We start from the raw sequence: 18,262 nt of genomic DNA on the forward strand, positions 1-18,262 counted from the left end.
GTGTTATTATATTTAGCTGATTACAAGTGTAATACTTATAATATTTGTTACATAAAAACCCTAATTGATTTCTATCTGAAACAAATATATACACGTGACTCTTAATAAAGATCCAAATTATGCCGAACGGCAAAAACCAAATTGCAAGCGGTAAATGGGTTTATTCAAATAAGAAAAAAGAATGATCAACTCGTTTAGCTATCGCCCCTATTGACTAAAAAACACTGTTTTTGTTTATGCTGAATTACTCCACGCAATTTTGCGCAGTAAAATTTTGTAACACTTATGGAACAACAAATTGTAGCGTAATTAGTTTAAAGGTAACTACAGCTTAAAAAGAACTTTTAACCCCAAATAGCGGCATATAGATTTACGCCAATTAAGAAACCAAGCCAAACACCAGCAACTATTACTAAAAATAATAACGCTCTTGAACTATGCACAATGGAGTTTTCTAAATTTAGCGGAACGCTATTCTTTTGCACCTTTAAGCTTTTTTTTATTGGCTTGATAAAGTTAGACGAGAATCTTAAATTGTAATTGTTACCATTTAGACTAAAATAATGCTCCGAATTCAAAAAGCCAAACTCTTCTGAAATTCTTTTACCATTCAAATGAACAAAATGTTTCACTAACGAATGAAAAACTTCTACCTTATTATTTTCAATATAAAATTCCGCACGTTTAACCATAAAAAACGACATGTTCTTGCTCTTAATAAACTATTTATAAACTTCTAGATTGTGCTTTCGGGGGAACTCTACATAGATACGCTACAGATCACAAAAAAGACTTCGTGAGAATCATAAAAAAAGTTTAAAATAATTTATGCTGATTAAATGACCTTAAAACTTAATAGGAATTAATTGCTATTTGGCGGATACTTCTCAAAAACTTTGTTGGCAATCTCGCGTAGATTTTTTTCACGAGCCTCTGGAGTACCGTTTTCTTTAAAACCACTAGAGCTTGTGGCTTGCCAAAACAATTCATTTTTTTGAGTATCAACAAAATCAAATTGTATCTGGCGCTCTAATTTAGCCTGCCCGATAGGAAGACCAATAGATATGCCACCACCTACGTTACCACCTCCTCCTCCAACACCTACACCAACGTTGTTATTTTGAGGTGCCTTAAAAGAAGAACTTTGTATATTAATATAAAAATCTGGTTCCTCAGAATATAGAATACCTTTGACTTGCATAATAGAATCTACGATAATGAGCATTCGTTTTTCATCTAAACCGCTTAAGCCAGTTTCCATATCTGGATAATAACTATAGGTCGTATAACCTGCAAAATCAGTTGCTTTATCATAGTCATAATTTACACGAACAGTGGCGCATGAGACTATTAAAAGTAAGCCTATTAAAACTGATATTGTTTTCATTTCTATGGATTTATATAAAAATAAACAAAAAGAATAGGGGTGTCAAACAAATTAGAACTTAATCGTTCAACATCTTCCAAAGCTTATCTTTAAGCTCTGTAAGTCCTAATTGAGCCACCGATGATATAAACATAAAAGGCACATCATGTAGTTCTTTTTTAAGCACAACACTCATTTCATCTTTTAACTCCTGATCTAGCATATCACTTTTAGATATAACCACCATGCGTTCTTTATCTAGCATTTCAGGATTAAACTTACGCAACTCCCCCAATAAAATATCATACTCATTTTTAATATCCTTACTATCTGCAGGAATTAAAAAAAGTAAGGTAGAATTACGTTCTATATGTCTTAAAAAATAATAACCTAAGCCTTTACCTTCAGCAGCTCCTTCTATAATACCAGGAATATCTGCCATTACAAAACTCTGAAACTCGCGATATTTTACAATACCAAGGTTTGGTTTTAAAGTAGTAAACTCATAGTCGGCAATTTTAGGTTTTGCCGTTGTTAATACAGATAATAATGTAGATTTTCCTGCATTTGGAAAACCAACAAGTCCAACATCTGCTAATAATTTTAATTCTAATATTACCGATAGCTCCTGCCCAGGAATTCCAGGTTGTGCGTATCGTGGGGTTTGATTGGTCGCCGTTCTAAAATGCCAGTTACCACGACCTCCTAAACCACCTGGTAAAATAATTTTTTCTTCGCCGTCCTCGGTAATTTCCATAATTACTTCTTCGGTTTCGGCATCTTTTATAACCGTTCCTAACGGTACGTCTAAATACACATCTTCGCCATCTGCACCAGTACTTCTACTCTTAGCACCATGTTCCCCATGACCAGCAGCAAATTTACGCTTGAATTTAAAGTTTAAAAGTGTCCATAAATCTTTACTTCCACGAATAATTATATGTCCACCACGACCACCGTCACCACCATCAGGACCTCCTTTGGTAATAAATTTTTCGCGATGTAAATGCACAGAACCTTTACCGCCATTACCCGATTCTAACTGTACTTTTACGTAATCTACAAAATTGCCTTCCGTCATTGTGTTCTATATCTATTATATCGCGTAAAAAACCATTAAAGTGTTTCTATCACAGCTTTTAGGCGCTTGGTAATTTCAGCGATTTCGCCAATACCGTTAACGCTATAAAATTTATTCTTACCCTCGTAATACGTAATTAACGGAGCTGTTTTTAAATTGTATTCTTCAAAACGATTACGGATTTTATTTTCATCTTGATCGTCTGGTCTACCACTAATTTTTCCACGTTCCAACAAACGATTTATCAAAACTTCATCATTCGCTTCTAATGCAATAGTTGCATTTATTTTCATGTCTTTAGAATCTAAAAAAGCATCTAAAGCTTCAGCTTGTGCCGTAGTTCTTGGGAAACCATCAAAAATAAACCCTTTTGCTTGTGGATTTTTCTCTACTTCATCTTGCAACATTTTTATCGTAACCTCATCCGGAACTAAATCGCCCTTATCCATATACGATTTTGCTAACTGCCCTAACTCCGTATTATTTTTGATATTATATCGAAAAACATCACCTGTAGAAATATGCTTTAAATTGTATTCAGATTTTAAAAATTCTGCTTGTGTGCCCTTGCCAGCACCAGGTTTTCCGAAAATCACAAGATTAATCATAGTATTTTGGTTTAGTTGGTATACTTCTTTTAAATTTCTTCCTAGTTCGTTATAATCTAATCCATACCCCACAATAAATTTATCGGGTATTTCCATGCCTATATAATCTATTTTATATTCTCCATTATACACCGATGGTTTATGGAACAAAGTGGCTATTTTAAACTCTTTTACATGGGTATTAGAGAATAAATGCACCAATTCTTTTAAAGTTCTTCCGGTATCGATAATATCTTCAAGAATAATAACACTTTTACCTTTTATATTCACCGGAATATCTAAAAGCGTTTCTACAATTCCGGTAGAGGTTAAACCACTGTACGAACTCAATTTTACAAACGATACTTCGCAAGGGTGTTGGTATTCCTTTAAAAAATCTGCCACAAACATAAAAGCACCATTCAAAACCCCAACAAAAATTGGCGTTTCGTCTTTATAATCAGCGGCAATTTTATCAGCAACATTTTTTACAGCTGCCTGTACTTGTGCCTGACTTAAGAAGGGTTTAAAATGTTTATCGTGGAGCTTTATCACGGTTAATTTTTTTAAAGTGACAAATATAGCGTTTTGATTTCTCTTTTTACTCGTAAGCGCGTTGGTTTTAAGAAATCGGTGTATTTTTGTAGTTCATTCAGAATTCGTAATACATCATGTCAAATCAAAATTCAAAAAACTATTTTTCTTCGGACTTTAAACTCGGAATTTTAGGCGGTGGACAATTGGGCAAAATGTTGCTTTATGAAACCCGAAAATTTGATATTCAGACCAAGGTTTTAGAAGCCTCAAAAGATGCGCCTTGCCGAATTGCTTGCGATGAATTTATTATTGGCGATTTAATGAATTTTGATGACGTTTATAATTTTGGTAAAAAAGTAGATGTTTTAACCATTGAAATTGAAAACGTAAACCTTGCTGCCTTAGAAAAACTAGAGCAAGAAGGTTTAAAAGTGTATCCACCTACAAAAACCTTAAAAACTATTCAGAATAAGGCAAAGCAAAAATTATTTTATGTAGATAATGATTTGCCAACTGCCGAATTTTCGCGTTTTGCGTATGCTAGCGAAATAGAAGATAGTATAGAAAATGGCGGGTTAGAATTTCCGTTTGTTTGGAAAGCTGCCCAGTTTGGGTACGACGGACAAGGCGTAAAAGTAGTTCGCAATTTTGACGATTTAAAAGGCCTGCCAGAAGGGGAATGTATTGCAGAAGAAATGGTGCCTTTTAAAAATGAATTAGCTGTAATTGTGGTGCGTAATCCTTCTGGTGAAGTAGTAACGTATCCGGTGGTAGAAATGGAATTTCATCCAGAAGCCAATCAAGTAGAATATGTTATTTGTCCGGCGCGAATTGATGCTAAAGTGGCAGCAAAAGCTACAGAAATAGCCTTGAAAGTATCGGAAAAAATGAAGCATATAGGCATTCTAGCCGTAGAAATGTTCCAAACAAAAGACGATCAAATATTAATAAACGAAGTTGCACCTCGCCCACATAATAGTGGCCATTACAGTATTGAAGCCAGTTATACCAATCAGTTCGAGCAACATATTAGAGCCATTCTAGATCTTCCCTTAGGGAGCACAGAAAGTAAAGTTGCCGGCATTATGGTAAATTTAGTAGGTGCTGAAGGTTATACAGGCAATGTGGTGTATGAAAACATGGAAGATATTCTAAAATTAGAAGGCGTAACACCACATATTTATGGTAAAAAACAAACCCGACCTTTCCGGAAAATGGGCCATGTAACTATTGTAAATAAAGATATTGCCCTTGCGCGAATAATTGCACAACAAGTAAAAGAAACGATTAAAGTTATTAGTAAATAAAAATAAGATGAGTAAAGTAGCCGTAGTCATGGGTAGCACAAGTGACCTCCCAGTAATGCAAGACGCCATAGATATTTTAAAAGGTTTTGATATTGAAGTTGATGTAGATATTGTTTCTGCACACCGTACTCCTGAAAAGCTTTACGATTTTAGTAAAAATGCGCACCTTAACGGATATACTGTAATTATTGCAGGTGCTGGCGGAGCAGCGCATTTACCAGGTATGGTGGCTTCTATGTCACCGCTTCCTGTTATTGGCGTTCCTGTAAAAAGTAGCAATTCTATTGATGGTTGGGATTCGGTTTTATCCATTCTACAAATGCCTGGCGGCGTTCCAGTAGCCACTGTTGCGCTAAATGGTGCAAAAAATGCAGGGATTCTTGCAGCTCAAATTATCGGCGCATCAGACAAATGCGTACTCGATAAAATTATTCTTTACAAAGAAGGACTTAAAGCCAAGGTTATTGAAGGTGCAAAGTCGGTGAACGGAAAAAAGTAATCAGTTTATAGTGTTCAGTGAACAGTTAGCAGTGAACATTTTTGTACGTGATTCTTAAAGTTGGCTCTTGTACATTTTATAACATTACATCATTAACTTTTTACGAAGCTATACTTTGTACTAAATACGCAGTACTATTTAACATTAAACAAAAACATGAATCCACTTTTATCCCCATTTGATACGGCCCCTTTTTCAAAACTTAAAAACGAGCATTTTATGCCTGCATTTACGCAAGCTATTGCCGATGCCCGTGCAGAAATAGATGCCATTACTAATAATCCAGAAGCACCTACCTTTGAAAATACAATTGCAGCCTTAGATTTTTCTGGGAAGCAATTAGATCGAATTTCGAGTGTGTTTTTTAATCTGAATTCTGCCGAAACTAATGACGAGATTCAGAAAATAGCACAGGAAATTTCTCCTATCTTGTCGGAATTTGGGAATGACATCACCTTAAATGAAGCCTTGTTTAAACGCGTAAAAGCAGTGTATGATCAAAAAGATAGTTTAACTACGCTTACTACAGAAGAACAAACACTGTTAGATAAAAAATACAAAAGCTTTAGCCGTAATGGTGCCAATTTAAATGATGACAAGAAAAAACGTCTCAGAGAAATTGATGCTGAACTTTCTAAACTGAAGCTGAAATTTGGTGAAAATGTATTGGCAGAAACCAATAAATTTGAAATGCATTTAACCAATGAAGCTGATCTAGACGGACTCCCAGAAGGTGAGAAAGAAGCAGCAGCACAAATGGCAAAAGCCAAGGATAAAGACGGTTGGTTAATTACTCTTGATTACCCAAGCTATATTCCCTTTATGAAATATGCTAAAAATAGAGCACTCCGTAAAGAACTCTCTATAGCTTTTGGCGGCAAAGCTTTTCATAATGACGCCTTAGACAATCAAGAAAACGTACTTAAAATTGCCAAACTGCGTCATGAACGTGCTAATTTGTTAGGCTACAAAACACATGCACATTTTGTTTTGGAAGAGCGTATGGCAGAAACGCCTGAAAAAGTACAGGAGTTTTTAAACGAATTGCTAGAAAAAGCAAAACCAGCTGCTGAAAGAGAATTTAAACAATTAGAAGATTTCGCAAAAGAATTAGATGGCATTGACCGCTTAGAAAAATGGGATGCATCATACTATTCAGAGAAGTTAAAACAGAAACTTTTTAATCTAGATGATGAAAAGTTGAAGCCTTATTTTAAATTAGAAAACGTCATAGCAGGCGTTTTTAAAGTGGCTGAAAAATTATACGGTTTACAATTCGAAGAGGTATTTGATTTGGATAAATACCATGCCGATGTAAAAACCTACCGTATTTATGATGAAAATCGTGATTTGGTTTCTTTATTCTATGCCGATTTTCATCCTAGAGCTGGAAAACGTGGTGGCGCTTGGATGACCTCTTTCAAATCGCAATATGTAGAAAATGGCACCAATGTGCGTCCGCATATCTCTAATGTGTGCAACTTTACCAAACCTACCGCTAGTAAGCCTTCGCTACTAACGTTTAATGAAGTAACCACACTTTTCCATGAATTTGGCCACGGATTGCATGGCATGCTTGCCAATACGGTGTATCCAGGATTATCAGGCACGTCGGTGTATTGGGATTTTGTGGAATTACCAAGTCAGATTTTAGAAAACTGGTGTTACGAAAAAGAAGCATTAGAGCTATTTGCTACGCATTACGAAACTGGCGAAGTGATCCCGATGGAATTAGTAACTAAAATAAAAGAATCGGCTACGTTCCAAGAAGGGATGCAAACCTTGCGTCAATTGAGTTTTGGCCTGTTAGATATGTCGTGGCATGGGGCAGACCCAACAGGGATTACCAATGTAAAAGCGCATGAAGACAAAGCCTTTGAAGGCACCGATTTATACCCTGCTACAGCAGAAACATGTATGAGCACTTCGTTCTCACATATTTTTCAAGGAGGCTATTCTTCTGGATATTACAGCTACAAATGGGCAGAAGTATTAGATGCTGATGCCTTTGCGTATTTTAAAGAAAAAGGCATTTTTAACAAAGAAGTAGCCACCAAGTTTAAAGACAACGTACTCTCTAAAGGTGGTACCGAAAACCCAATGGATTTATACAAAAAATTCCGTGGTGCCGAGCCAAAAATAGAACCGCTTTTAGAGCGCGCTGGTTTGCTGTAACAAACAGCATTACAAATAATACATCAGGAAAGGGCTTAGTTCCTATCCTGATTTTTTTTGCTTACAAATGTCAGTTCGAATGATTTTCGCAATGCAGTGAAAAAAATGCACATCGACTGCGCTCAGCAGAACTATCGAGAACTCTCGCTAAGACAAACGCTTCTCAACCCTAAATTGTCAGTTCGAGTGTTTTTGGCGTAATAGAATGAAGCTAAAAATGTGCTTCGACCGCGCTCAGCAGAACTATCGAGAACCATTAGGAACACAGAACGCTTCTCAACCCTAAAATGTCAGTTCGAGTGATTTTCGTAACGTAGTGAAGAAAATAGTATCGAGAACCCTTGTGTAAACCATTGCTTCTCGATACAAATTATTCCTCCGCTACCGCTCCAAAATAATTCACTCGAAGTGACAACATAGTGGTTTTGGCCATTTAGAAATTTAATTAATTAAACTTTTTCTTCGCCAAATTTGGTAGTGCATCATAATCCCCATTAATCAAAGCCTCCTTTTTAGCCTTGGACCATTTTTTGATTTGCTTTTCAGTATCTATTGCAAGTTCAACATTAGTAAACTCGGAATAATAAGCAAGATGTAAAGGTCTTCTAGAAAACGTGTAGCTATCTAAGTTTTTTCCTGAATTATGCTCAAATAATCTTCCGGTTAAATTGGAAGTAAAACCAGTGTAATAAGTTTTATCAGAACATTCTAAGATATACACAAAGTAGATTTTCATTTTATAAATCTAATAAAACTTATCTAAAATGTCAGTTCGAGTGATTTTCGCAGCGCAGTAAAGAAAATAGTATCGAGAACCCTCGCAACGACAAATGCTTCTCAAACCTAAAATGTCAGTTCGAGTGATTTTCAAAACGCAGTGAAGAAAATAATATCGAGATCCATTAGGAACACAAAACGCTTCTCGATACAAATTATTTCTCCGCTAACGCTACAAAATAATTCACTCGAAGTGACAACACGTTTTCAAAACCAATATAGCAACATAACAGCAACAATGTCAGTTCGAGTGATTTTCGAAACACAGTGAAGAAAATAGTATCGAGAACCTTCGCAAGAACAAACGCTTCTAAAACCTCAAATGTCAGTTCGAGTGATTTTCAAAACGCAGTGAAGAAAATAATATCGAGAACCATTAGGAACACAGAACGCTTCTCAACCCTAAAATGTCAGTTCGAGTGATTTTCAAAACGCAGTGCAGAAAATAGTATCGAGAAACATTTGGAACACGGAACGCTTCTTCAACCCTCAATTGTCAGTTCGAGTGATTTTCGTAACGCAGTGAAGAAAATAATATCGAGAACCATTAGGAACACAGAACGCTTCTCAACCCTAAAATGTCAGTTCGAGTGATTTTCGCAACGCAGTGAAGAAAATAGTATCGAGAACCTTCACGTGTACCTAACGCTTCTCGATACTAATTATTCCTCCGCTAACGCTCCAAAATAATTCACTCGAAGTGACAACATTGTGGTTAGTTAAAAACATAAAAAAAAACATGCCATTCACCGTTAATAATTAACACTTGGTAGAATTGTATGAAAAATTGTACACCAATTGCGGAAAAGCACGCGCGCGTATAAAAAATTGCGCTTATTTTAGAGGGCAGTAATCTCCCCCACAAAATAAAAATAACCGTATACATACGTATATCCGTACGTTATGGTTTATATTGACCAAAACAATGAACATTTTGACTAACATTAAAATCTTTAACGAATCATGAAAAAACTCAAACAATGTTTAAAAAAAATAAATTTGTTGCTAGCATTCTCAATAATAATATTGAGTTGCCAACAAGAAGGGTTATATAATGAATTTCCTCAAAATGTGGCTGAAGCTAAAAATTGGCTCGAGCAAAACCCAAATTTACCAATAAATAAAAACAGTTTCTATAAAGGTAATTTAGATTGGAGTAATTCTTTTTCAAAAAATGAAAATCTTTATGTTCCTATTTCAAGCCCTAATTTGTCTTTAGCGGAGAATAAGAAAAAACAATCCACGAATAAACTACCTTATCCATTTCTAGTATTTGGGAAAAGCAGAAACGAGCCATATTCAGTAAATTTAAAGGTTTTTATATCAAATTATTCCAACAAAAAAGAAATTTCTGAAATATTGAAATTACCTTCTATTTCATTTGACCAAGAAAATCAATTAATTTCAAATAGATCAAAAAATAAACCTAATTCAATAGCATATAAATTAGATGAAGCCCCTGAACCTGTTTGTGAATGGTACGGAGTGTATGAACACTCTTATGACCCAAATACAGGAGAAACTGAAACAACTTTATTATATACGTTCCAAGTTTGTAGTGATGATTGGGATTGGGACGATGCAGGAGGAGATTATGGCGGTGGAAGTGGAACAGGCGGCAATTCCAATGCAACAATAGATGATAAAATTGACACAGATAATTTAGACCCTTGCTCAAAAGCAATTTTGGAAGCTATTCAAGATGGTAAAGCCATTGAAGATATTGTTAATCAATTTGCCGACGAAAATTCTGATTTTAATTGGACGATTGAAACTAGTAATACAACTGACGCTGCGAATACAGATTGGAATAATCAAACAGCAAATAATTATCTAACAAAAATCAATCCTAATTTTGTAAATTCTGCAACAACAACAGCTATTGCACGCACAATAGTGCACGAAGCCATTCATGCTTATATTTTAAGTTATGTGGATTCTAATGTAGATGATTTCATTAAAACGTTTCCAGAACTTTGGAATGATTTGGTTGCTAAAAAATATGGAGACCCTAATAGTGGTGTAGCATGGAATCAATATCACCATGAAGAAATGGCAAGAAACTATGTCAACACTATTTCGAATGCTCTATCAATTTGGGATAATAACCAAAATACCGACCAGTATTATAACGATTTGGCTTGGGGGGGATTATTACATACTCAAATATTTCAATCGACAACGGATTTAAGCGATGCGGACAGAACAAGAATTGAAAACATTAATCTTGCAGAAGACACAAATTCATCAACAGCCAAAGGAACCCCATGTAACTAAAAATACAATATTATGAAAATTATACAAAACCATCTTTTAATAATTTTAGTTATACTTTTATTTTGTACCTCTTGTAAAAGTCAAACAGGTATATTGAATAAGGATACTCAAGAAATTGTCAACGTTATTTTGAAAGAATATGATTCTGTCTCGTTAATTAGAGAAACTTATTATAATGATACTACTTTTAAGCCTATAAATGTTTTAAACCCTTACTATAGAGCCTATAATTCCAAAAAGAATACTGTTGCCTATGAAATTTTATATCAAAAAGTCTTAGGTATTATATCTTTAAAAGAGCTAGATGAAATAAATGAAAAATATAATTCATGGTTCATTAAAAATTGGAAGAAATCAAATATAAAAAACAATAAAGTCAATCTTATTTCACTTAACGACATAGAACAATATAGAGATTCAATACCTTTAATTAGGTTTTCCGAACCCTTATTTACAAAAGACATGAAAAAGGCTATTATTCATGAAACATACTCAAAAAATAAAACAGGAGGAAATGGTATTCGAATTTTAGTTAAAGAGAATGGGAAATGGGTTATTAAGGGAGGAATTCCAAACGGGACATCTGGTTAAGAAAAATAAATACAAACCATAACATTGGCTATAAGTAATTGCTTGTTCTCGCCTACTTCTGAAAATCCTCGCGGATTTTCAGTTTGGCACGTGCATTTTCGGGGTTAAAATATACTATGCAAATACTTATTTACAAGACTATTAGAAATTTAAATGACTAAAGAAAATGTAAAAAAATATTATACCTTTTTCAGTTATATCAATCTGATATTAAGTATAGTCTTTATAATTGTTTCAACAAAAAGTGGATTTTTTGAACGTGTTGTGGCTGCTCTTGTTATAAATAATTTTTACCACATTTTATATTCATTTTTTTCTTCCATAAATCAAGAGTCGAGAAATTCACAAACCAATATTAAGTTTATCAACTTTTTTGCTGAAAATATGATGAAAGTTTTTTCCTTATTCGGAATACTATGTTCATTTTTTATCTTCTTTATTATTATTTTTATAGCAATTCCCTATGACAATTCTGCTTTTCTTTTTCTTTGTTTACCCATAGGAACTCTATTCGGAGCCTACTCATTGTGGCTAGATAGTAAGAAAAAATTAAAACACTAAGTAACAACATTGAGAAATAAAAATCATCATGAAAAACCACCTTACTCTAACCGCGCTCCTATTTTTAATAGCAACCAGTAGCTTTGCTCAAAATAAAACTCCTGAAGAGTTTATCCCAGAGGGTTACGCTTTATTTGAAAAATCTTTTGGAGATTTAAATACTGATGGGGTTGAAGATTGCATTTTATTAATTAAAAAAATAGATAGTACCAATATTGTTCAAGATGAATACAGAGGCGAGTTAGACCGAAACAGAAGAGGTATTATACTTTTATTCAAAAACAAAGACACGTATACGGTTGCGGTAAAAAATTACGATTGTTTTTCATCAGAAAATGAAGATGGTGGTGTGTACTACGCGCCAGAATTATCGGTTTACCCACGCAACAACAAACTATATGTGGAGTATTCCCATGGTAGATATGGCTATTGGAAATACACTTTTAGATACCAAAACTCCGATTTTGAACTTATTGGTTACGACGCTAGCAGTAATTACGGACCTGTAATCAATACTGAAACTAGCATTAATTTTTCTACCAAAAAGAAACGCACCAGAAAAAACACAAATGAAGATGCTGATTCTGGAGAGGAGGTTTTTGAGGAAACGTGGAGCACAGTAGCCATTAACAAGTTGTTAAAGCTGTCAGAAATACAAGATTTTGACGAACTTAATATGTACGATTACTAGAAAATGCTCACGCTAATACCTTAAGATATGACTGACAATAAAAATAGAGGATGGCAAAGAGTATTATTACTTATTTTCCCTTATGTAATTATTGTTGGTGTTTTTCAACTAATTGGAGTTATTTGTGCAGGAGTTGATATAAATAATCCGAATCCAGACTACACTACGCTTCAACATACAATTATTAGCGTATTTAATGTTTTAGGTACTTGCTTATTGCTATGGCTTTTTATGGAGTTTGCAGATAAAGAAAAATTTATAAATCTTGGATTTCAGATAAAAAACAGAGGAAAAGACATAATAATAGGCATTATTCTTGGCTTAGTAATTATTAGCCTTGGTTATTTCTCTCTTTTATTTCTAAAGGAAATAAATTATACCAAAATCACTTTCAACTTTAAAGAAGTACTACTTTCTATACTATTATTTACCCTTGTCTCCGCTGGAGAAGAGATGCTTTTTCGAGGATATATCTTAAAAAATTTAATGATCTCTTTTCATAAATATACGGCGCTATTGGTCACTTCTCTATTATTCGCTTTAATGCATGGCTTTAATCCAAATATTGACCTTTTTTCGCTTCTAAATTTATTCTTGGGAGGAATAGTATTAGGCATTACTTATATACACACTAAAAATTTATGGTTTCCAATGGCGCTTCATTTAAGCTGGAACCTATTTCAAACCTTCTACGGCTTTAAAGTAAGTGAACAAAAAAGTTATTCGATAATTGAATTTACAATCCAAAATCCAAACAAATTAAATGGAGGAGAATTTGGATTCGAAGGGTCTATTTTGGCAGTGATTGCTCAAATTATAACAATCTCAATAATTGCTTTTTATTATTACAGGAAATCAAATAATAATTCATCAGGAAAAACACAATTAGTCCAAACCGTAAATAAAAAATAATCATAACCAATTATGGTATATTATTTGTGTTACTAAAAAGAAAACCAAAAGTTTAGACAGTTTTAAACCATACTTTCAATGAAAACACTGCTATATAGTTTCATCTTGCTTATACTTTTGTTTTCCTGCGAACAACTACCAAATCAAGAAAATATTGATAACGCATTACCTGAAGTAAGTTCTTACCAATTTTTAGAATTTAAAAAAGAGTCGAATTTTGAAACTATAGCTATAGACACGCTACAGAATTTTGGAGCAGTCATAAAAAATATGGAACGGCTATCTTGTGAAGACAAATATTTTGGACTTAGCTTCACGGAAAACGACACTATTTTTAACCTTACCGGCTATTCGGGTTGTCCTGATGATACTAGTATAAGTTGCTATTTTAATGTCAATAGAATCTATATAAAAAACGACTCCCTACAAAGCTATTCTGGGGCCATTGAAAAAATGATACCTATTCAACATTTAGGAGCAGAATTAGAACAAATAAGTAATAACGAACTTAGTTTTCGATGGGATAGAAATGTGCTTAAACCTGCTATGATTCATCTGTTTATAGATGACAAATTCGGTATTGAAAAAACTAAATCAGTATTAAAAGAAATTACTAGAGAATTCAATAAAATAAATTCAGTGCACGGAGCCGAAAACTATTTTCCATACTTCATTCATTTTGAAAGTTACAGCTGGCTCGATATTCCTGCACCTCCTCCTCCACCTGCGCTTCCAGAAATTTTTCCCGTGGAAGAAATTGATTAGACATCAAGACTTTTTTAAGTTTGACTATCTTCCAATCCCCATGTATCCAAACTTCTTAAAATAGATTCTAGCGATCTACCCCTTTTTGTTAAACTGTATTCCACTTTAGGCGGCACTACCGGAAAAACTTTTCTTGCTATGAGTCCATCATTTTCTAAATCTCTTACGGTTTGCGTGAACATTTTGTTAGAAATGCCTGGGATTTTCTTTTGCAATATGCCTGAACGCAAATCGCCTTCTAGCAAATGAAATAAGAGTAATGGTTTCCATTTAGTACCTATTAAATTCATCGTATAATTTAACGGGCAATGATTTTCTTTATTCAAAATTATATTTATATCTAATTGATTTTTAGCATTATACTCGTTTAGGTAACTATACCACTTTTTGGTAAGTTATTTCCAATCAGGTAAATATAGCCTAATTTTGCAATCTAAAATATAACTTATGTCAACTATTAAAAATTATCCCAAATCATTTTCCCATATTGGAATAACCGTACCGAATATAAAAGAAGCCGTAAAATTCTATTCAGAAGTAATGGGCTGGTACATAATTATGGAACCTTCAAAGGTTAAAAAAGAAAAAGAAACGGCCATTGGCCAAATGTGTATTGACGTATTTGGTGACGATTGGACCGAATTTGAAATTGCGCATTTAGCCACTTCTGATGGTATTGGCGTTGAATTATTTTCTTTCCCAAATGGCATTAAAGAAGCTCCAGAATTTAATCCGTTTAATACAGGATTATTTCATTTTTGTGTGCAAGACCCAAATATCGAAGAACTGATTGAAAAAATTATTTCCTATGGTGGAAAACAAAGAATGCCTATTAGAGCTTATTACCCAGAGGACAAGCCTTTTAAAATGTGCTACGTGGAAGATCCCTTTGGTATTGTATTCGAAATTTATACGCATAGTTACGAACTGACGTATTCTTCGGGTGCCTACTCAAAATAAAAATTAAGTACCTAGAGACCGCAATAATTAGATTGTATTACTATTTATTGAGATTACTAGAATTTTTTTATCGCACTGTAACAATTTGCACATGACATAATCTATAAAGAAAAAAATAAGTCATGAATAAATTAGTTGTAGTGCTTTTTGCTTTTGTATGTTTTATCATGTACCCACAATCAAAAACAGATTATTTAAAAAATAACCGATTTGATGTAACCTCTGAGACCTTTACATTCCCTGAAACCAATTTTACTATTATTGGTTTTGGCGCTTACCATGGAAGTGCAAAAACATATGAAGCTGAAATTAATATTCTTAAAAGTTTAAAAGCACAAAGCAACCTAGATTACTATTTTCCAGAAGTAAATTTTAGTCAGGCTTTTTTCTATCAGAAATATTTAGAAACTGGTGATGAAAACCTGTTAAAAGAACTGGTTTTGGCATTCCAAACTATAGTAAATCAAGAAGGGACAATAGAAACCTTTGAGCATTGGAAAAAACTAAGAGCGCTAAACCAAGCATATCCAAAAAATCCTATAAAAATTTTAGGATGCGATGTAGTTAGCGAGTACAAATTTCCGATCATGCATATACTACAACTTACAGAAACTATTGAAAACTGGCCGTTAAAAGATGAATTAGCAGCTCAAATCCAAGATTCTTCCACTAATCTGAGCACAAATAACGAAGTCGTAAAAAATCTGCTTAAAAACTTTGTAATAGATTATGAAACCAACAAAACGCAATATGCACCGCAAATAAAGGATACGGTTAGCCTTCATCATATTTTAAAAAATATCCAATACACTTTTGAGCGTAAAATACCACGCGAGCAACTAATTTTTGATAATTATGTTACTTTAAAAGAGGTCTATAGCTTAGCGGACAAAAAGCAATTTTTTAAATATGGATTTTTTCATATTGAAAAAGAACGCGAAGAAAACTTTCCATCATTCTTTACTAGATTAATTGAAGAAAAGGTTTACCCTAGAGCTAAAATTATTACCGTAATGGGGTACTTTTCTAAAAGCGAAGTACTTTGGAATAAAGTCTATGACGAGAACGGTGACTATGTAAGTTTTAAAACCGAAAAAGGTTTTGGTATTGGTGATTATTGGAAGGAATATTTTAAAGGAATTCGTTATTTAAAAAAGAATAAACTATCCGATATGACCTTGTACAAACTGAATAACAACAACACGCCATACGCTGTGGGAACGGATTTAATTGAAGTAAAACTGTTTTTAAAAACAAGCAACAGAAAAGTATTAAAAGGGAAAAGCACTACAAATTTTATTGACTACGCAGTATTAATAGAAAATTCGAAAAACCAAACGCCAATTGAAGAGCTGCGCTAATGTAATTAGTGCGGTAGCACAAGGAGTTATTTTAAAACCAAGTGGAGCTCTTATTTATTAGGGCAAATCATTGCTATTAAAAGCAGGAAGTGGTCTAAAGAAAAAAGTGTAATTTCATAGTAAAAAAGTTTTATGACCTATTCTAGTGCTGCAAGTTCCGTATCAAAAACAAGTGCCACAATACAAATTAAACAATCGGCTATAGATTTTGGAATCATACCTGCCACTGAATCTAGCTTACCAAATCCTGCCGAGCTATTTTTAGGATCACTATGTGCCTGTATTTTAAAAAATGTAGAACGCTTTTCTACTTTTATGAATTTTACCTATACCCATGCAGAAATTGTGGTTAATGCTACGCGTTTAGAAAAACCACCTCGCATGGACAATATTGAATATGTGCTAAAAATTTATAGTCCAGACAAAAACATCAATCTAGAACTGCTCAAAAAAAATATTGAAAAACACGGTACTATTTACAATACGGTAAAAGAAGTTTGCACCATCACAGGTACTATTACTATTGTTTAAGAATACTAAACAAGCTACCGGAGTTTTTTTAACTTAGCGCTTATGAATAAGATTGATATTCGGACCGTAAATGTGGTGCAGTATATAAAACCACTGCGTGAAGGTGGCTCCATGCCTGCTATTGTTAAAGCAGATGATGGTTTTTTATATGTATTAAAATTTCGAGGTGCAGGGCAAGGTAAAAAAGCACTGATTGCTGAACTTTTAGGAGGAGAATTAGCGCGTGCAATAGGCTTAAAAATGCCCGAATTGGTTTTTATGAACCTTGATGATACGTTTAGTAAAACCGAACCAGACGAGGAAATTCAAGATTTACTAAAATTTAGTGTAGGCCTTAATTTGGGTTTACACTTTCTCTCAAGTGCCATAACTTACGATCCATTGGTGTCTAAAATTGATGCGCTAACCGCATCTAAAGTGGTGGTGTTAGACAGTATAATGAGCAATATAGATCGTACGGCAAAAAACACCAACTTACTCGATTGGAATAATGAACTTTGGGTAATTGACAATGGCGCTAGTTTTTATTTTCATCATAATTGGAGCACTTATAAAAATCATTTAACCAGAACATTTCCGCTTATTAAAGACCACGTACTTTTAGATAAGGCAACACAATTAAACGAAGCATCAAAACAAATACAAGCTGCCTTAACCGAGGAAAAAATAGCGGAGATTATTGCATTAATCCCCGAAGAGTGGTTGCAAAATGATACTGATGACTTGTCGCCTGCGCAAATGCGAGCAGCTTATTTGGAATATCTAAAGGCGAAACTTGCGATGATAGATTCACTAGTAAAAGAAGCGGAAGATGCAAGATAGAGTCAAATACGAATACGCCATAATAAGACTTGTGCCAAAAGTGGAGCGTGAGGAATTTTTTAATGTTGGGGTGATTTTGTTTTCCAGACCTAAAAAATTCTTAGGCATGAAATTTCATATTGATGTTGATAAATTACGAAGTTTTTGTTGCGAGAAAGAATTAGATGATTTGAATGAATATTTAAAGGGTTGGGAAATGGTGTGCAAAGGCGAACCTTTTGGTGGCGCCATCGGAAAACTAGAAGCTGTTGACCGATTCAGATGGTTAACCGCATCGCGCAGCACCATAATACAAAGTTCCATAACCCATTCTGGATTGTGCCTAGAGCCTGAAAAAGAACTCGAAGCTATTTTTAAAGCCTGTGTTTTATAAGTTCTAAAAGTGTGCTTAACGGCTTCGCTACATGAAGAGCATTACAAAACTACAATGTCAGTTCGAGTGATTTTCGCAACGAAATGAAG

At 34.0% G+C, this 18,262-nt stretch carries 19 protein-coding genes; 13 read left to right on the forward strand and 6 right to left on the reverse strand.

Going from position 1 to position 18,262, the window contains the following annotated elements; translation table 11 throughout:
• Positions 1 to 344 precede the first annotated feature (344 nt).
• From B8963_RS11085 to B8963_RS11100, 4 genes are all read right to left on the reverse strand, one after another.
• The gene (locus B8963_RS11085; protein ID WP_143312517.1) at positions 345 to 704 is read right to left on the reverse strand and encodes a hypothetical protein; all 360 of its coding nucleotides are present in this window, start codon (positions 702 to 704) and stop codon (positions 345 to 347) included.
• Positions 705 to 862: 158 nt separating this feature from the next.
• Positions 863 to 1,387: a DUF4136 domain-containing protein gene (locus B8963_RS11090; RefSeq protein ID WP_084061584.1), complete on the reverse strand. Its 525-nt coding sequence runs from the start codon at positions 1,385 to 1,387 to the stop codon at positions 863 to 865.
• A 58-nt stretch (positions 1,388 to 1,445) separates the two neighbouring features.
• Positions 1,446 to 2,447: a GTPase ObgE gene (gene obgE, locus B8963_RS11095; protein ID WP_084061585.1), complete on the reverse strand. Its 1,002-nt coding sequence runs from the start codon at positions 2,445 to 2,447 to the stop codon at positions 1,446 to 1,448.
• Positions 2,448 to 2,482: 35 nt separating this feature from the next.
• On the reverse strand, positions 2,483 to 3,589 hold the full coding sequence (locus tag B8963_RS11100; protein ID WP_084061586.1) for an adenylate kinase: 1,107 nt from the start codon (positions 3,587 to 3,589) through the stop codon (positions 2,483 to 2,485).
• Positions 3,590 to 3,705: 116 nt separating this feature from the next.
• Here B8963_RS11100 and B8963_RS11105 point away from each other — a divergent pair, with 116 nt between their 5' ends.
• The 3 genes from B8963_RS11105 (at position 3,706) to B8963_RS11115 (ending at position 7,552) form a co-directional block, all read left to right on the forward strand.
• Positions 3,706 to 4,878 carry a 5-(carboxyamino)imidazole ribonucleotide synthase gene (locus tag B8963_RS11105; protein WP_084061587.1) on the forward strand — a complete coding sequence of 391 codons (1,173 nt, stop codon included), beginning with the start codon at positions 3,706 to 3,708 and terminating at the stop codon, positions 4,876 to 4,878.
• Positions 4,879 to 4,885: 7 nt separating this feature from the next.
• A complete protein-coding gene (gene purE, locus B8963_RS11110) occupies positions 4,886 to 5,377 on the forward strand; it encodes a 5-(carboxyamino)imidazole ribonucleotide mutase (RefSeq protein ID WP_084061588.1) in 492 nt (163 codons plus the stop codon).
• Between the two features lie 156 nt (positions 5,378 to 5,533).
• Positions 5,534 to 7,552 (forward strand): M3 family metallopeptidase, encoded by a 2,019-nt coding sequence (locus B8963_RS11115; protein ID WP_084061589.1) that lies wholly within the window; start codon positions 5,534 to 5,536, stop codon positions 7,550 to 7,552.
• A 445-nt stretch (positions 7,553 to 7,997) separates the two neighbouring features.
• Here the strand turns inward: B8963_RS11115 and B8963_RS11120 are convergent, their stop codons facing one another.
• Positions 7,998 to 8,288, reverse strand: coding sequence for a GIY-YIG nuclease family protein (locus tag B8963_RS11120; RefSeq protein ID WP_084061590.1), 291 nt, complete (start codon positions 8,286 to 8,288; stop codon positions 7,998 to 8,000).
• A gap of 1,004 nt (positions 8,289 to 9,292) precedes the next feature.
• On the opposite strand from B8963_RS11120, the gene B8963_RS11125 reads away from it, so the two are divergent.
• The 5 genes from B8963_RS11125 to B8963_RS11150 all read left to right on the forward strand — a co-directional run bounded on the left by B8963_RS11125 (position 9,293) and on the right by B8963_RS11150 (position 14,126).
• Complete coding sequence (locus B8963_RS11125; RefSeq protein ID WP_084061591.1) at positions 9,293 to 10,606, forward strand: hypothetical protein; 1,314 nt, start codon at positions 9,293 to 9,295, stop codon at positions 10,604 to 10,606.
• 12 nt (positions 10,607 to 10,618) lie between these two features.
• Complete coding sequence (locus tag B8963_RS11130; protein ID WP_143312518.1) at positions 10,619 to 11,197, forward strand: hypothetical protein; 579 nt, start codon at positions 10,619 to 10,621, stop codon at positions 11,195 to 11,197.
• A gap of 589 nt (positions 11,198 to 11,786) precedes the next feature.
• The gene (locus B8963_RS11140) at positions 11,787 to 12,449 is read left to right on the forward strand and encodes a hypothetical protein (protein ID WP_084061594.1); all 663 of its coding nucleotides are present in this window, start codon (positions 11,787 to 11,789) and stop codon (positions 12,447 to 12,449) included.
• 27 nt (positions 12,450 to 12,476) lie between these two features.
• Positions 12,477 to 13,361, forward strand: a complete 885-nt coding sequence (locus tag B8963_RS11145; protein ID WP_084061595.1) for a CPBP family intramembrane glutamic endopeptidase — start codon at positions 12,477 to 12,479, stop codon at positions 13,359 to 13,361.
• 78 nt (positions 13,362 to 13,439) lie between these two features.
• Positions 13,440 to 14,126 carry a hypothetical protein gene (locus B8963_RS11150; protein ID WP_084061596.1) on the forward strand — a complete coding sequence of 229 codons (687 nt, stop codon included), beginning with the start codon at positions 13,440 to 13,442 and terminating at the stop codon, positions 14,124 to 14,126.
• A 14-nt stretch (positions 14,127 to 14,140) separates the two neighbouring features.
• On the opposite strand, the gene B8963_RS11155 is transcribed toward B8963_RS11150, so the two are convergent.
• Positions 14,141 to 14,416, reverse strand: a complete 276-nt coding sequence (locus tag B8963_RS11155; RefSeq protein ID WP_084061597.1) for a winged helix-turn-helix transcriptional regulator — start codon at positions 14,414 to 14,416, stop codon at positions 14,141 to 14,143.
• Between the two features lie 157 nt (positions 14,417 to 14,573).
• Between B8963_RS11155 and B8963_RS11160 the strand changes: the two genes are divergently transcribed.
• From B8963_RS11160 to B8963_RS11180, 5 genes are all read left to right on the forward strand, one after another.
• Positions 14,574 to 15,086: a VOC family protein gene (locus tag B8963_RS11160; RefSeq protein ID WP_084061598.1), complete on the forward strand. Its 513-nt coding sequence runs from the start codon at positions 14,574 to 14,576 to the stop codon at positions 15,084 to 15,086.
• A gap of 122 nt (positions 15,087 to 15,208) precedes the next feature.
• Positions 15,209 to 16,447: a hypothetical protein gene (locus B8963_RS11165; RefSeq protein ID WP_084061599.1), complete on the forward strand. Its 1,239-nt coding sequence runs from the start codon at positions 15,209 to 15,211 to the stop codon at positions 16,445 to 16,447.
• Between the two features lie 132 nt (positions 16,448 to 16,579).
• Positions 16,580 to 16,978, forward strand: a complete 399-nt coding sequence (locus tag B8963_RS11170) for an OsmC family protein (RefSeq protein ID WP_084061600.1) — start codon at positions 16,580 to 16,582, stop codon at positions 16,976 to 16,978.
• 42 nt (positions 16,979 to 17,020) lie between these two features.
• Entirely contained in the window at positions 17,021 to 17,800 is a 780-nt protein-coding gene (locus B8963_RS11175) for a HipA family kinase (RefSeq protein ID WP_084061601.1), read from the forward strand.
• Entirely contained in the window at positions 17,790 to 18,173 is a 384-nt protein-coding gene (locus tag B8963_RS11180; RefSeq protein ID WP_084061602.1) for a DUF3037 domain-containing protein, read from the forward strand. Before B8963_RS11175 ends, B8963_RS11180 begins: the two co-directional genes overlap by 11 nt.
• Positions 18,174 to 18,262 lie beyond the last annotated feature (89 nt).

This window comes from Cellulophaga tyrosinoxydans (assembly GCF_900176415.1).
In the GTDB taxonomy this organism is placed as follows: domain Bacteria; phylum Bacteroidota; class Bacteroidia; order Flavobacteriales; family Flavobacteriaceae; genus Cellulophaga; species Cellulophaga tyrosinoxydans.